Below are 13864 nucleotides of genomic sequence, written 5' to 3'. Positions count from 1 at the left end.
ATCGGTTCACGCGGCAAAAGCGGTCAGGATTTGGTCGCTTCCGGCCAGGTCATTGGCGCCACTTGCTGTCGGGAACGCCGGATGGATGCGAACCGCGCAGATTGCGGCTCCGGCTTTTTCGCTGCGACGCTATATAGCCGGAAATCGTCAAAAAACAATGCGCCTGTGCCGGTTTTGGCGCTCATTTTGCCGGTGCCACGGCTTCCTGAGCAGGTGGGGCGTCTTCAGTCGGGTAAACTCCGCGCAAAACCTCCTCGAAATGGCTTTTGACCGCGTCGTTGCAGAGGCAGGCGCGGGCAGTCAGCGCCTCCCGGTTCCGCACCAGGATAGCGCCGCGCCGTGTCTCCAGAACGCCCTCGGCCTTGAAAGTCTGGATCACGCGGCTGGCATAGCTGCGGCCGACGCCCAGCATGGTCGAGAGTTGCTCGTGGGTGAGCGGCACGAGGTCGCTGTCGGTCCGCTCTCTCGCCGCCAGAATCCACTTGGCCGTGCGCTGCTCGATCGAGTGGATGGCGTTGCAGGCGGTGGACTGAAAAACCTGCGCCAGCATGCAGTCGGCATAGCGCGAGAACAGATTGCGCAGCGACTGTGATTTTGCCTGCGCGGCCTCCAGAGCGGCGATGCGCAACCGCACGAAGGGGCCGCCGACCTTCACCGTGATCCGCGTATAAGCCGGCAGAAAGCCGTGGCTGACGATGCCGCCGACGGCGCCTTCCCGTCCGACCAGAATGGTTTCGGCATCGCGGCCGTCTTCGTTGGGAACAAGAAAGGACGTGAGACTCGCTGCGCAGGGAAAGTGGACGGTTTCGACGTTGTCGCCGGGATTGTAGAGCAGATCGTCGCTTTCCGCGGTGATGGCGATGAGACAGGGCTCGATCAGCCTGTAATCGGCCTCGCTGAGCCTGCGCAGGAGGTTATTGAACGGGCGATCCTCGTTCGCCTGCGAATGCTGCGGCGCGGCCATGCTGAGTCTCCCTGTTCTCCGACCCTAACCAAAGTGGCTGTCGAGTTGTGTTCAAAAGTGAACAGACAAGTCGAGAGCGGTATGGTCGGTTCCCGGCGTGAAACCGAGATGGGATGTCCTCATCGGAGTTCAGGAAAATTTTCAGCCATTATCGGATCAGATTCATGAAGCCCAGCGTTCCTGGCGCTTTGGCGGCGGCGGCAGCCGGTCTCCCCGACGACGTCCTGATCGTCGAGGATGACGCCATCATCGCGCTCGACCTTGAGCAGACGGTCGAGGAATTCGGCGTGACGCAGGTCCGGGTTGCCTCCAGCGTTGCGCAGGCGCTGGCGATGATTGCCGAATGTTCCCCCGACTTCGCCCTTCTCGACGTCGGGCTGTCCCAGGAAAAAAGCTTTGCGGTCGCCAAGCTGCTGGCCGCCCGAAAAATCCCGTTTGCCTTCGTGACCGGCTATAGCGGTGACAAAGCCTTTCCGCCGGAATATTCCCGTCGGCCCAGGCTCTCAAAACCGTGCGTCCGCGACGAATTGTTCGCGGTTTTGTCAAACTGGCAAACAGCGGCGCAAGACGATACGCATTGAGTCGGGTCCGGCGGCCTGCAAGGTTATGACCTTGCGAGGTCGCGCAAGTTCGATGCGGTCTTGCCTTGCCACATGTCCGGACCGCTCCCTGGGATTTTTGCGCCCGTGCAATCTTATGCAGCGGTAGCGAGGGTGCCATTCCCCGCGGTCACCGATCCGACGCGCCGAGAAACTGGTATGATCGAGCGCAACGATGAGGAGGTGCTCATGGCCATGCCAGCGGTGGAGAATGTCAGAAGCAGGCCGTTGGCGCTCTGGACGATGGCCTTCAGACCGTTTTTCCTGCTGGCCGGCGTGTGGTCGGCGGCTGCGCTTGCCGGATGGATCGTCATGCTCACGATGGGCATCGCGCTGCCCAGCCGCTTCGATCCGCTGACGTGGCATATTCACGAAATGCTGTTCGGCTTCGTCATGGCGGCGATCGCCGGCTTTCTGTTGACCGCGATTCCGAACTGGACCGGCCGCGCGCCGGTCAGCGGCAGGCCGCTTGCCGCGCTGGCGGCGTTATGGCTCGCGGGTCGCCTCGCTTGTCTGGTTTCGGCATCGATGCCGTTCTGGCTGGCGGCGGCAACGGATGTTGCCTTTCCATTCGTGCTCTGCGCGGTCTGCGCCCGCGAGATCATCGCCGGCCGCAACTGGCGCAACATGCCCATGCCGCTTCCGGTCGCATTTCTTGGGATCGCCGATCTTCTGATGTATCTGGAACTTGCAGGTTTCTCCGTGCCCGCGGGCCTTGGATGGCGCCTCGCCTTGACGGCGGTGGTCGTTCTGATTTCCATTGTCGGCGGGCGGATCATCCCGGTATTCACGCGCAACTGGCTGACGAAGCGCGGGGCGGCGGTTCTTCCGGCCAAGCATGGCCCGGTCGATGTCGTCGCGCTCGCGGCGCTGCATGCGGGAATGATTGGCTGGGCCTTTTTTCCGGAGCTGTCGCCTGTCGGCGGGCTTCTGGTTGTCGCCGCGGCGCTCAATCTGTGGCGGCTTGCGCGCTGGCGTGGCAACGCCACCTTGCCTGAACCACTGTTGAGCATTCTTCATGCCGGATATCTCTGGGTCGTCATCGGCGCGGCTCTCTTGGGCGCTTCCATGCTGGGCACGTCGATGTCGGTCTTTCATGTGCCGGAGGCCGCGGCGACACACGCATTGACCGCCGGCGCCATCGGCGCCATGACCCTCGGCGTGATGACGCGCGTGACGCTCGGCCATACCGGCCGCGCGCTCACTGCGGACAGGACCACCGCGCTGATCTATCTGCTTGTGATCCTTGCCGCAGCCGCGCGCGTTGCGGCCGCCGCGATTGGATCGCTGCCCGTGCTGATCGAGATTTCAGCAGGGCTATGGATCGGCGCCTTCGGCCTGTTCACCCTGCGATATGGACCGATGCTGCTGGCGCCCCGTGTGGACGCCGACCGAAATGGCGGATGACGTCGCCGACTTCGCTGCCTGATCACCGGTCGACGTTCAACACCTCGCCGGTGGCGGCATCGACGTCGACTTCCATATAACGGCCGGACAGATCGCGTCCTTCGATCTGCCACTCGTAGCCGGCGAACTCGACGTCGGAGACGGTGACAACCCCGATGTCCGTCGCGACGGCGAGAGCATCCTGCATCGACAGAAGGCTGCCGGAATCATAGGCCGCCGCGGGAGCCGTCACGCCGAGTGCGGCAGCGGCAGCAAGGGACAGAATGTAATTTCGCATGGGATAAGTCCTCGTCGAGGTCGTCGATCCGTCGCGCCATCATGCGCGCAACACCGATAGAACCGGCGGCCTTGCGTTGCGTTCCGCGACAAACTTATGACTGCGGGGCTCTGCGGCGTTTTCCAGGCGTTTTCCCGGCGGACGGAAGGCATCCGTGGCAGACGCATGCCATGCACGCGATCACGCACGGGCGGATCATTCCGGCAGTTGTCGCGGACAGTCGTTGAACGAACGCGGACGCTGTTATCGGTCGGCGGCAGGTTCAATCCGGCACTGCATCATGCAATGCAGCCCGGTGCCGAGAAGCGCGATCTCCGATTTTCCGTCAAACGCGCGCAGGCCGGCATCTAGAAGATGCGTTCCGAATCCGGGCTTGCCCGGTGCAGTGATGATCGGCCCGCCCGATTCGTCCCAGACAATCGACAGGATGTTATTGGTGACCGTCCACGACACATGGAGCAGGCCATGGGGTGTGGAGAATGCGCCGTATTTGGCGGCGTTGGTGGCGAGCTCGTGAAACACCAGCGCCAGGCTGACCGCAAGTTTGGCCGGCAGGAACAGGGGATCGCCGTTCAGGGTAAAGCGGACGTTGCCGTAGGGGCCAAGCTCCAGCCGCAGCAGGTCGATGATGTCACAGCCGCGACCGTCCGTGTTTGCGATCAGGTCATCGGTCGCCGACAGCGCGCGCATGCGGCTGTCGACCCTGTTCCAGGCGGCTGGATAGTCGTGAAGTGCCTGCCTGATGACCGAATGGATGGTGGCGAGTTTGTTCCTGAGCCGGTGTTGAAGCTCCTCCACCACGAGTTCGCGGTAGCGCTGTTCCTTGCCGAGGCGGCTTGTGAGTTCGCGATGGTGGGCCACCAGCGAACGGTGGCGTCGTACGCCAAGGATGACGAGCGCCGCGACGATGGAATAGACCACGATGAGAACCGCCGCTGCCAGCCCCTGCGCCGCTCCGCCGAAATCCAACATGAGACCGAGAACCGCGCCGCCGATCGCGGCGGCAATTCCGGCCCGTTCTCCGCCGAACGCCGCGGCGACGAACACTGCGGGAAGATAGGGGCTGTAAGGCACGTCGGGACGTAGCAGCGAAATTCCGAACCGGAACGCGGTTGAGAGCGTCAGGCAGACCGCCGCGAGTCCGAAGCCCAGAATCGCCGGAGGCTCGGAGACGCCCTGCCATCCGTGCCGGAATTCCTCGATCCACTTCGCCATCAGGCTCCCGATTGCATGTCGCCACGGTGCTAAAGATATCAGTGACGCGAGAACGCATCTGCTCCGTCAGTCGGGACCTTGTTCCGAAGCGAACGTCGCATCATGCAGTTTAGCTCAAAGCCGGTCGTGGAATGCACTTTTCTGTCGCGGGTTTAATCGTACCGAACCTGCGTTGGTTCGTGCTCTCGATATGAGCGACATGATCGTCTAATTCGAATGAGATCACAAGTTTGTCAATCCACGGGCGAATGCGCCGACGATATCTCGTTTTGCATTAATGTGCCCGCATTCCGCGGGGGAGGCTTGGGTTGCGTCAATCCCTGCCGGGGACCTCGCGGAGACGCCGACGTGGAGAGATCGACATGAAACCGAGCTACCGGAAGCATCTGAACGTCCTCCTGCCCGCGTTCGCGGCGCTCGGCGTTATGATCGGACTCGTCGCCTACTCGCCGAAAATATATCGCGTGTTCTGCAGCGCGACGGGATATGGAGGAACGACGCATCGGGCCTATGCGGATCCGGCCGTCACCTCCAAAAAGACCGTTACCGTTGTGTTCGATACCAACGTCGCGTCGGACTTGCCGTGGCGGTTCGAGCCGGAGCAACGTGCCGTGACGGTTCATCTCGGCGAGCAGAAGATGGTTTTCTTCACGGCCGAGAATCTGGGCAGCGAATCGATCGTCAGCCACGCGACCTACAATGTCACGCCGAATACCAGCGGGCCCTATTTCAATAAAATTCAGTGCTTCTGCTTCAACGAAGAGCGCCTCGATCCACATCAGAAGATCGAGATGCCGGTTGTCTTTTTCGTCGATCCGGCCTTCGCCGATGATCCGGACAACCACGCTGTCAATACGATCACACTCAGCTACACGCTTCTTCGGTCGGTGAATCCGTCGCAAAGCAAGAACCTCGCGCGCTTCTTGCCCAATGCGCCGCCCGATCCGGTTCACGGCAAGCAGCTTTTCAGCGAACGATGCACGGCATGTCACGAGCTGGATGCCAACAAGACAGGTCCCCTGCTGGGCGGCGTGGTGGGCCGCAGGGCTGGCACTGTCCCCGGCTATCATTACTCGCCGGCGCTTCAGAACGCCCGCCTGGTCTGGTCCGGGGATAATCTGGATCGTTGGCTGGCCGATCCGAAGAAATTCGTGCCTGGAGCACGCATGCCCGTGCGCGTGCTCGATGCGCCCTCACGTCATGATCTGGTCGCCTATCTGCAGTCCGTTGGCCAAAAAAGCGATCGAACTGGCTCGAACAAGGCCGCGCCGGGCGGAGAATTCTAGGTCGGTTTCGAACGGAAGCGCACCCAACGCGCCGATTATGCTCCGCCCCGTCCATGGGGAGGGATGGCGGCTGCGCGCCGGCAGGACGCCGCTTTTACCGGAAAGCTGAACATGATTCGGTGTATATCACGACGACGCCCCGACGGCGGGGCCGACTGAAGATCGCCGCGAACGTCATCACCATCAGGAAATCGGCTGGATCGCCATGGACATATCACATTTAGCCGAACACGTCGGAACCGTCGGCAGTCTGGCCGCCTCGGTTTTCGTGGTCGCCACCTACACCATGAAGACCATGATCCCGCTGCGTGTCTTCGGCATGCTGACGAATCTCGTGCTGATGATCACCGCGATCCCTTTTCACAGCGTCCTGCAATTCGGGCTTCACGCCGTGCTGTTCTGTCTTAACGGCTACCGGTTGCACCAGATGTTGCAGCTCGTACGCAATGTGAAGAAATCCGTGAACAGCGACCTGTCCATGGATTGGCTGAAACCCTTCATGACCGAACGCAAATGCAAGGCCGGCGAAATGCTGTTCTACAAGAACGAGAAAGCCGAGACGATGCTCTACATCGTCAGCGGCCGCTATCGCCTGGTGGAGTCGGGCATCGAGCTTCCGCTCGGCGCCATCGTCGGTGAACTCGGCATGCTTTCGCCCACCAATGAGCGTACCCAGTCGCTCGAATGCGTCGAAAGCGGCACGGTGCTCAGCGTCAGCTATCGCCAGGTGGAGGAGCTTTACGTCCAGAATCCCGAATTCGGTTTCTACTTCCTGCGGTTGGCCAGCGCGCGGCTGTTTCAGAACATCGGCAAGCTCGAGGAGCGGCTTGCGGAACGTGCGGCTACAGCGCCGGCGTCCGCGATTCCCGGGCTGGCATGAACCTTGGCGTTCCCAAAGCCGCCGGCCTTCGTCCCGCTATCCGTTCGATTTTTGCGTATGTCCTCGGCGACGACGACGATGCGATTCCGATGCTGCCTGCGGGCCTGCCCGACCCGGTGAGACAGGTCGCGGCCGAAGCCGTGAACCGGTTGATCGATTATCAGGGACCGGGCTACGCGCAGCTCTACGTCGCCCGGCTGAGGCGCTTTATCGGTCGGCGCGATATCGATGACGCGATGTTCGCCGAGATCGCGCGGCTGATGGTCGTGCGCATGGCATATGATGACGCGATCCGGATGGCGCAGCTTAAATTGGCCGAGGCCGAAGCGGGCCGGGGCGTTGCACCGGACGATGTCCGCAAGCTGCGTCTCGATGAGTTGGTGTCGTTGCTGCCGAAAAAGGTAGCTGATCACGCGCTGCGGATACTGAAGTATTTGGGATGGCTGCATCTGCCGGTGACCATGCGGTTCAGCGCGGCAAGCCGCTTGCGGCGGCGTCGCCTGCGGATCGAAGCCTCGTTCAAGCGATGGCGGTTGTCCTCTGTCCGCTATGCCACGGAGCGCGTCTGGGTCGAGCGCTGGCTGCACATGATCGATCGCAGCCTGACGAAGCAGCCTGCCGCGGTCGCCACGGTGGTCGCGACGGCCGAGATGGTGCGGGGGGACGGCGATGGTTACGCGCGGAGTCTGCGGGACTGGAATTTGATCGTCGATCATCTCATCAAGCCGACGCTCGACGGCGCATTGTCCTGTCCGGATCTGGCGGGCGCCATAACAGAGGCCCGCGCAGCCGTGAGTTCGGACCCGCGGCAGGAAACCTTGGAGCGCGTCATCGCGCGTATCAGGGAGCGGGCTTCAGCCGGCGCGGCGCGTGAGCCGTGATTCTTCAGGGTCCGACATTTGCCAAGATGCTCGCAAGAGACAGATGCGAATGCTAGTGGTCCGATTCTAACATTTGCATCCCGTTGCGGCAGGGAGTTCCTGCAAATGTTAGAATCAAAGGACCACTAGCAACTATCAGGTTTCTAGTGGAGTTTTGAATTTGACATTCGCCTGACAAGTTCGCTGCAAAGTGGGTAGCGAATGTCAAATTCACTCCACTAGAACCGTGTCACTAACAAGGGGCGTTCGGGTGCTGCTTCCCTCATTGTCGTCGACGATTGCGGTCGGTCCGCTGACTGGCTGGATGGCCGTGCTGACCGTCAAGCACGTGATCGCCGATTTCGTGCTGCAAAATTCGTGGATGGCGATCGGCAAGGATCAGAAGACCGGCTGGGCACTGCCGTTGCTCGCGCACTGTCTCGTGCATCTGGCGCTGGCGCTGGCGCTGATCCTCGTCATCGCACCGCGATTCTGGTTCATCGCCTTTATTGATTTCGCGATCCATATCGTCGTGGATCGTGCCAAGGGTCTGATCTCCTCGACGTTCGATGTGACGCAGGACCGTCAGCACCCGTGGTTCTGGACGCTGATCGGCGTCGATCAGGCGCTGCATCATCTCACCGGCTTCGGGCTGTCGATCGTCATGGCGTTCAACGCGTGATCGGCGGCTCCGCGAATCGCGCCACGCCCGCCGTCCGATTCGGAACCGGATTGCAAGGCCGCCCGGTCGCTCTTTGCCCGCGTGGTTAACCTCTCGTTAGGAAATTGCGTTGCATCCTCATGATCTGAGGAGAGTATCGCATGTTGTCCAGCCGTGACGCTTTCGAGAACGACATATGTCCAGTCACGGATGATCTGTTGGGCGCCATGTATCGTGCCAACGAACATGGCTTGCCGCAGCTCATCGCCAGCGTTGCTCCGGATGTACGAGCGATGCTGGCACTGTTCTGCTACCGGCGGAGTCACCTTCACGGACTGGCGCTGTCGATCGCTTCGAGCTGCTCCGAGCGTGATCTGATCCAGCTTGGCGGCCGTGTCGGTTCCACGCTGTTCGCGCTGTCGCGTGAGGCCCGGCAACCCCATGCGGTGCCGGCCGCGCACGGCCAACGCAAGCCGATCACGCTATCGACCAGGCCGCTCAGCACGTTCGCTCCGCTTGACGACCAGATCGATGACGATGAGGCGGTGCTGATCCCCGCATAGCTCGCGCCGCCGCATCGATGATCAATCTGGCATTGCTTCGCAATCGGCCTGGTTGCGAAGCCTATTTCTTTTCCTTCGCGATAACGCCCGGCAGCGTGAGGGTGCCCGATGCAACCTTGTAGGTGCCGGTGACGCACAAAAGCGGCGCCTTGCCGGTCTCGTTGACCTGCAGATGCGCGGCGACGGCATCGAAGTTGACGTTTTCCGCGCCCTTGACCGGCACGGTGATGCGTACCGTCTTGCCTTTGATGATGGGGCTCATGCCGGGGCTGTCCAGCGCCAGCGGGAGGCCGGGGGCGGTGGCCGGCATAAGGTCCTGGCCCGGCGAGATGTCCAGCACCTTGAGGCCGCCAGCACAGGCCTTGTCGCTGGCCAGCACCACCCAGTGCGAATGCCAGCCGGCGCCGTCATTGGTCGGGTCGCCGTCGCCGTTTTCGTCGAACAGCGGCGTATCGTCGAAATCCGGGTGCGCGGTAATGGCCAGCGCCAGGATGCCCGAGCCCTTCGCAAATCCGACCGCCGCGGGATCGAGCTTGGTCGGCCAGACATAGGCGTCCACCTTCGCGCCGGCGAGCTTGCCGACCTTTTGCGGCTTCAGCGAACCGGCGTCGCCGCTGACTTCCATGGCAAAGGTGGCGAGCCGGCCATCGGTTGAGGCGGAGGCGCTGGTGACGTCGAAGGCTGGCGGCACGGCTGCGTCGGGCTTGGCGTGGATGTCGTGGGCAAGGGACGATGTTGCCAGTGCGCCTTGCATAAGCGCAGCGGCGAACGTTCCCGCGGAAAACCTGATGACCGATGAAGGCATGGAATACTCCGATTGATAATATCGAGTCGATACCATATCTGTGTGACTGACAATCTGGATCGAGTCAATGAAAAATAGCGAGTCGCTATCATCTGCATCGCATGAGGCGGCCTATCTGATCGGCCGGCTCGACCGGCTGAGCCGCAGCGGCGTCAACATTGCCGGCCTTAATCCCGCGCAGTGGGAGGCGTTGCGCTACCTGTCGCGCGCCAACCGCTTTTCGCGCACGCCGGCGGCGCTGGCCGATTATGCCGGCTCGACACGCGGCACCATTTCCCAAACCCTGATCGCGCTGGAGCAGAAGGGACTGGCGTCCCGGCAGGCCAGCCGACGCGACGGCCGCTCCGTCGAATTGGCGCTGACCCGGCGCGGCGAGGCCGTGTTGGGAGACGATCCGCTGAGGCGACTGGCAGACGACATCTCGGTCGCAACCGGCGGCGATGCCGGCGAACTGCTGGCGACGTTGCAGGCCATCCTCTCGGCGCTGATCGCGCGCAACAACGGTCGCGCCTTTGGCATCTGCCGCACCTGCCGGCATTTTCGCTGCAATGCCGTGCCGGGTCGCGCCGCGCCGCATCATTGCGCCGTGCTCGACGAGCCGCTCTCTGATGCCGATAGCGGCGCGATCTGTCAGGAGCACGAAACCGCGGCCTGAACCGGCGCTTCGCGCGCCGCCCGCATGAGGACCAAAGACGCCAACGGCCCCCTCGCCAATCAGGCGGCATCAACCAGAATGACGCGGAGGTCGTTGACGTTGGTGAGCGTCGGACCGGTCAGCAGCAGGTCGCCGGTGGCGGTGAAAAACGCGGTGGCGTCGTTGTTGGCGAGATAGGCGACGGGATCGAGTTGTTGCGCGCGCATCGTTGCAAAGGTGCGGGCATCGATCACGGCGCCCGCCGGATCGTTCGCGCTGCCCGCGCCGCCGTCGGCGCCGTCGGTGTCGGCCGCCAAGGCCGAGATGCCGGGGGTGTCCTTGAGCCATGATACCAGTGACAGCGCGTATTCCTGGTTGGGACCGCCGCGTCCATCGCCGCGCACCGTCACCGTAAGCTCGCCGCCTGACAGGATCGCAAGTTTCCGTCCGTCGGCGCGCGCCTTCAGCGCCACTCTCGCATGATCCGCGGCGATATCGCGGGCCTCGCCCTCGAGATCGGCGCCGAGGTCGAGCACCTCAAAGCCGGCATCGCGCGCGAGCCTGACGGCTGCGGCGAGCGACGCGCCGGGGCGTGCGATGATATCGAAGCGGGCGCGCGCAAAGGCGGTGTCGCCCGGCTTGCAACTCTCATTGGCTGGATCGTTGAGGGCGCGGATGACGGCGGCGTCGAGCGCGAGATTGTACTTTGCGACCAGCGCGCGGGCGTCGGCCAGCGTGGTCGGGTCGGGCACGGTCGGGCCGGAGGCAATGTCGGCCGGTTCGTCGCGCGGCACGTCCGATATCGCCAGCGTCACGATGTCCGCGCATCGTCCTGCCCGCGCCAGCCGCCCGCCCTTGATGCGCGACAGATGCCTGCGCACCGTGTTGACGTCGCCGATCGGCGCGCCGGAGCGGAGCAAGGCGCGGTTGACCTGCTGCTTCTGCGCGAGCGACACGCCGTCGACGGGCGCGATCCAGTTGGCCGACCCGCCTCCCGACAGCAGCACCAGCAGCAGATCGTCGGCGGTGGCGCTGCTCGCGAGCGTCAAGCTGAGATCGGCGCCGCGCAGGCTCGCCTCGTCGGGCACGGGATGGCCGGCCTCGATCACTGCGATGCGGCGTGTCGGCACGCCGTGGCCGTGACGTGTCGTGGCCACGCCAACCAGACGTTCGGGGTCGAGCCCCGCGGCATCGAGGTAATGCCGTTCCACGACCGCGGCCATGGCGGCCGCGGCTTTTCCCGCAGCAAGGCAGATCACGCGGCCTTTCGGGGCGCGCGGCAGGTGCGCATCGAGAATGTTGTCGGGATGAGCGGCGGCCACGGCCGCGTCGAAGATCGCGCGCAACAGGTTGCGTTGTTCGGACATGGCTCGGATCTGGCGCTTGGTTGGCTCAAAAGGACGACAGGTCGAACAGGGCGTCCGTTATCCGCCGGATTTGGCCGCGAGGAAACCCGTCTGGGCGTCGGAACAATATTGGACTGCCCCGCACGTGTAACGCTGACACGCAAGGACAGGCCGAAGTTTATGGAGGCGGATGTATATACGCGCGCGATCCACATACGCCTTCGCCGGCGCCTTCACTCATACCAATGTCTAAAGCGGTTTTCGCCGTACCTTCGGCTGTTCCACGTTGACCGCGTCGCGACACCCGGTCACTTTCTTCCGGGCAAGCGGGAGAACAATCTGATGAGTTCGAAATTCATCGTTGCCGTTGCCTTGTCTGTCGCCTTCCTTTCGGCCCCAGCCGCCCACGCGCAGCAGTTCATCAATGTGCTGACCGGGGGAACCTCCGGCGTTTACTATCCGCTCGGCGTCGCCATCGGCAAAATATACAGCGACAAGATCCCGAACGTGAAAACCCAGGTCCAGGCGACCAAGGCCTCGGTCGAGAATCTCAATCTGCTGGAGCAGGGGCGTGGCGAGATCGCCTTCACGCTCGGCGACTCGCTGAAGGCGGCGTGGGAAGGCGATGCCGAGGCCGGTTTCAAGACCAAGCTGACCAAGCTGCGGACCATCGGCGCGATCTATCCGAACTACATCCAGATCGTTGCGACTGCTGACAGCGGCATCAAGACGCTGGCCGATCTCAAGGGCAAGACTCTCTCGGTCGGCGCGCCGAAATCAGGAACTGAGCTGAACTCGCGGGCGATCCTGAAAGCGGCCGGCATGGATTACAACGATCTCGGCAAGGTGGAGTATCTGCCGTTCGCCGAGTCCGTGGACCTGATGAAGAACAGGCAGCTCACCGCGACGCTGCAATCGGCCGGTCTTGGCGTCGCTTCGCTGAAGGATCTCAGTAATTCGAACGACATCGTCGTGGTCTCGGTGCCGAAGGAGGTCGTCGACAAGATCGGGCCGCCATTTGTCGCGGCGATCATTCCGGCCAACACCTACAAGGGGCAGGACAAGGACGTCCCCACCGCGGCCGTCGTCAATTACCTCGTCACCAGTTCGGCGGTGTCCGATGATCTCGCCTACCAGATGACGAAGCTGGTTTACGAATCGCTTCCCGACCTGATTTCAGCGCACTCGGCCGCGCGCGGCATCAAGCTGGAAAACGCCGCGATGAATAGCCCGGTTCCGCTGCATCCCGGCGCGATCCGCTACTTCAAGGAAAAAGGACTCATCAAGTAGCGTCGCTGAGCGATGGGCCGGCATTATTCCGGATACGGCGCGGCGAGCGTGATCGATAGATCTGCCGCCGGCGGAGTTCGTCGAAACGTTTGGATTCGGTCGGAGGATTGAAACAGGGACCGGACACGATGTCCGCCGAGAGATTCGAGATGTCGCAGCCGCAAGCCGCCGCGGCGCCCGTCACGCAGTTCGATAATTTCGAACACGGATTCCCCGCGGGGTTCGGTCCCGGCGGCTGGGGACACCTTGCTTATGCCATCGGCATTGCATTTGCCGCCTTCCAGATCGTGATCGCGGCGTGGAATGTGCTCCCGAGCCAGGTGGTGCGTGGCGTCCATGTCGGCTTCCTGATCCTGATGACGTTCGGGCTGGTGGCCAACTTCACCGCGAAGAGCAATGCGGGCCGCGCGGCCGGCTGGTTCATCGGCGGCATCGGATTTCTGTGCGGCCTTTACCAGTGGATCTTCTACGCCGACCTGATCCTGCGTGACGGCGATCCCACCACGCTCGATCTGGTGGTCGGAACCGTGCTCGCCGTGCTGATCTTTGAAGGTACGCGGAGGCTGATGGGTCTCGCGCTGCCGCTGATGTGCGGCGCCTGCATCGTCTACTGGTTCTTCGGGCAATATCTTCCGGCGCCCTTCAATCATCGCGGCTATGCCTTCGATCAGATCATCACGCATCTGTCCTACGGCACTGAAGGGTTCTACGGCGTTCCGATCTATGTGTCCGCGACCTACATCTTCCTGTTCATCATGTTCGGCTCGTTCCTCGAACGCGCCGGCATGATCCAGCTCTTCACCGACGTCTCGCTCGGGCTGTTCGGCCGCACCCGCGGCGGCCCCGCAAAGGTCGCGGTGATCGCGTCGGGCCTGATGGGAACGATCTCGGGCTCCGGCGTGGCGAACGTGGTCACGGTCGGCCAGTTCACGATTCCGCTGATGATCAGGTTCGGCTATCGCCGCGCGTTCGCCGCGGGCGTCGAAGCCACCGCCTCGATGGGCGGGCAGATCATGCCGCCGGTGATGGGCGCGGTCGCCTTCATCATGGCGGAAACGCTCGGCGTCGATTACTCCG

15 protein-coding genes are annotated in these 13864 nt (G+C 62.8%); 10 read left to right on the top strand and 5 right to left on the bottom strand.

The window, feature by feature from the left end:
- Positions 1-181 precede the first annotated feature (181 nt).
- Positions 182-964, bottom strand: coding sequence for a helix-turn-helix domain-containing protein (locus BGO16_RS02205; protein WP_292616876.1), 783 nt, complete (start codon positions 962-964; stop codon positions 182-184).
- Positions 965-1128: 164 nt separating this feature from the next.
- Here BGO16_RS02205 and BGO16_RS02200 point away from each other — a divergent pair, with 164 nt between their 5' ends.
- Positions 1129-1545 (top strand): response regulator, encoded by a 417-nt coding sequence (locus BGO16_RS02200; protein WP_292616873.1) that lies wholly within the window; start codon positions 1129-1131, stop codon positions 1543-1545.
- 207 nt (positions 1546-1752) lie between these two features.
- The gene (locus tag BGO16_RS02195) at positions 1753-2970 is read left to right on the top strand and encodes an NnrS family protein (RefSeq protein WP_292616868.1); all 1218 of its coding nucleotides are present in this window, start codon (positions 1753-1755) and stop codon (positions 2968-2970) included.
- A 22-nt stretch (positions 2971-2992) separates the two neighbouring features.
- Here BGO16_RS02195 and BGO16_RS02190 read toward each other — a convergent pair whose 3' ends face one another.
- Both BGO16_RS02190 and BGO16_RS02185 read right to left on the bottom strand, forming a co-directional pair.
- A complete protein-coding gene (locus BGO16_RS02190; RefSeq protein WP_292616866.1) occupies positions 2993-3247 on the bottom strand; it encodes a PepSY domain-containing protein in 255 nt (84 codons plus the stop codon).
- A 243-nt stretch (positions 3248-3490) separates the two neighbouring features.
- On the bottom strand, positions 3491-4462 hold the full coding sequence (locus BGO16_RS02185; protein ID WP_292616864.1) for a sensor histidine kinase: 972 nt from the start codon (positions 4460-4462) through the stop codon (positions 3491-3493).
- A 362-nt stretch (positions 4463-4824) separates the two neighbouring features.
- Here BGO16_RS02185 and BGO16_RS02180 point away from each other — a divergent pair, with 362 nt between their 5' ends.
- The 5 genes from BGO16_RS02180 (at position 4825) to BGO16_RS02160 (ending at position 8712) form a co-directional block, all read left to right on the top strand.
- Positions 4825-5748, top strand: a complete 924-nt coding sequence (locus BGO16_RS02180) for a cytochrome c oxidase assembly protein (protein WP_292616862.1) — start codon at positions 4825-4827, stop codon at positions 5746-5748.
- Positions 5749-5953: 205 nt separating this feature from the next.
- Positions 5954-6628, top strand: a complete 675-nt coding sequence (locus tag BGO16_RS02175) for a cyclic nucleotide-binding domain-containing protein (protein WP_292616860.1) — start codon at positions 5954-5956, stop codon at positions 6626-6628.
- Positions 6625-7509, top strand: a complete 885-nt coding sequence (locus tag BGO16_RS02170; RefSeq protein ID WP_292616857.1) for a DUF6537 domain-containing protein — start codon at positions 6625-6627, stop codon at positions 7507-7509. The genes BGO16_RS02175 and BGO16_RS02170 overlap by 4 nt, the downstream gene beginning before the upstream one ends.
- Positions 7510-7813: 304 nt before the next feature.
- Positions 7814-8170: a DUF3307 domain-containing protein gene (locus BGO16_RS02165; RefSeq protein ID WP_292616940.1), complete on the top strand. Its 357-nt coding sequence runs from the start codon at positions 7814-7816 to the stop codon at positions 8168-8170.
- A 140-nt stretch (positions 8171-8310) separates the two neighbouring features.
- Positions 8311-8712 (top strand): hypothetical protein, encoded by a 402-nt coding sequence (locus BGO16_RS02160; protein WP_292616855.1) that lies wholly within the window; start codon positions 8311-8313, stop codon positions 8710-8712.
- Positions 8713-8773: 61 nt separating this feature from the next.
- Here the strand turns inward: BGO16_RS02160 and BGO16_RS02155 are convergent, their stop codons facing one another.
- Positions 8774-9517 carry a hypothetical protein gene (locus tag BGO16_RS02155; protein ID WP_292616852.1) on the bottom strand — a complete coding sequence of 248 codons (744 nt, stop codon included), beginning with the start codon at positions 9515-9517 and terminating at the stop codon, positions 8774-8776.
- A gap of 67 nt (positions 9518-9584) precedes the next feature.
- Between BGO16_RS02155 and BGO16_RS02150 the strand changes: the two genes are divergently transcribed.
- Entirely contained in the window at positions 9585-10172 is a 588-nt protein-coding gene (locus tag BGO16_RS02150) for a MarR family transcriptional regulator (protein ID WP_292616850.1), read from the top strand.
- Between the two features lie 59 nt (positions 10173-10231).
- On the opposite strand, the gene BGO16_RS02145 is transcribed toward BGO16_RS02150, so the two are convergent.
- Positions 10232-11518 carry a DUF4147 domain-containing protein gene (locus BGO16_RS02145; protein WP_292616847.1) on the bottom strand — a complete coding sequence of 429 codons (1287 nt, stop codon included), beginning with the start codon at positions 11516-11518 and terminating at the stop codon, positions 10232-10234.
- Positions 11519-11839: 321 nt separating this feature from the next.
- On the opposite strand from BGO16_RS02145, the gene BGO16_RS02140 reads away from it, so the two are divergent.
- Both BGO16_RS02140 and BGO16_RS02135 read left to right on the top strand, forming a co-directional pair.
- Complete coding sequence (locus tag BGO16_RS02140; RefSeq protein WP_292616845.1) at positions 11840-12787, top strand: TAXI family TRAP transporter solute-binding subunit; 948 nt, start codon at positions 11840-11842, stop codon at positions 12785-12787.
- 149 nt (positions 12788-12936) lie between these two features.
- Positions 12937-13864, top strand: a 928-nt coding sequence (locus tag BGO16_RS02135; RefSeq protein ID WP_292616937.1) for a TRAP transporter fused permease subunit, incomplete at its 3' end; no start/stop codon positions are given.

The organism is Nitrobacter sp. 62-23, assembly GCF_001897285.1.
Taxonomy (GTDB): Bacteria; Pseudomonadota; Alphaproteobacteria; order Rhizobiales; family Xanthobacteraceae; genus Nitrobacter.
Note: the sequence above shows the minus strand (reverse complement) of the source record. Positions and strands in the feature narration are given on the sequence as shown.

What these genes read in the sequence shown, in the direction of transcription:
- BGO16_RS02170 (WP_292616857.1), top strand. Translation starts at nt 6,625, where the DNA reads ATGAACCTTGGCGTTCCCAAAGCCGCCGGCCTTCGTCCCGCTATCCGT.
- BGO16_RS02140 (WP_292616845.1), top strand. Translation starts at nt 11,840, where the DNA reads ATGAGTTCGAAATTCATCGTTGCCGTTGCCTTGTCTGTCGCCTTCCTT.
- BGO16_RS02165 (WP_292616940.1), top strand. Translation starts at nt 7,814, where the DNA reads ATGGCCGTGCTGACCGTCAAGCACGTGATCGCCGATTTCGTGCTGCAA.
- BGO16_RS02205 (WP_292616876.1), bottom strand. Translation starts at nt 964, where the DNA reads ATGGCCGCGCCGCAGCATTCGCAGGCGAACGAGGATCGCCCGTTCAAT.
- BGO16_RS02160 (WP_292616855.1), top strand. Translation starts at nt 8,311, where the DNA reads ATGTTGTCCAGCCGTGACGCTTTCGAGAACGACATATGTCCAGTCACG.
- BGO16_RS02185 (WP_292616864.1), bottom strand. Translation starts at nt 4,462, where the DNA reads ATGGCGAAGTGGATCGAGGAATTCCGGCACGGATGGCAGGGCGTCTCC.
- BGO16_RS02175 (WP_292616860.1), top strand. Translation starts at nt 5,954, where the DNA reads ATGGACATATCACATTTAGCCGAACACGTCGGAACCGTCGGCAGTCTG.
- BGO16_RS02190 (WP_292616866.1), bottom strand. Translation starts at nt 3,247, where the DNA reads ATGCGAAATTACATTCTGTCCCTTGCTGCCGCTGCCGCACTCGGCGTG.
- BGO16_RS02200 (WP_292616873.1), top strand. Translation starts at nt 1,129, where the DNA reads ATGAAGCCCAGCGTTCCTGGCGCTTTGGCGGCGGCGGCAGCCGGTCTC.
- BGO16_RS02180 (WP_292616862.1), top strand. Translation starts at nt 4,825, where the DNA reads ATGAAACCGAGCTACCGGAAGCATCTGAACGTCCTCCTGCCCGCGTTC.
- BGO16_RS02150 (WP_292616850.1), top strand. Translation starts at nt 9,585, where the DNA reads ATGAAAAATAGCGAGTCGCTATCATCTGCATCGCATGAGGCGGCCTAT.
- BGO16_RS02195 (WP_292616868.1), top strand. Translation starts at nt 1,753, where the DNA reads ATGGCCATGCCAGCGGTGGAGAATGTCAGAAGCAGGCCGTTGGCGCTC.
- BGO16_RS02155 (WP_292616852.1), bottom strand. Translation starts at nt 9,517, where the DNA reads ATGCCTTCATCGGTCATCAGGTTTTCCGCGGGAACGTTCGCCGCTGCG.
- BGO16_RS02145 (WP_292616847.1), bottom strand. Translation starts at nt 11,518, where the DNA reads ATGTCCGAACAACGCAACCTGTTGCGCGCGATCTTCGACGCGGCCGTG.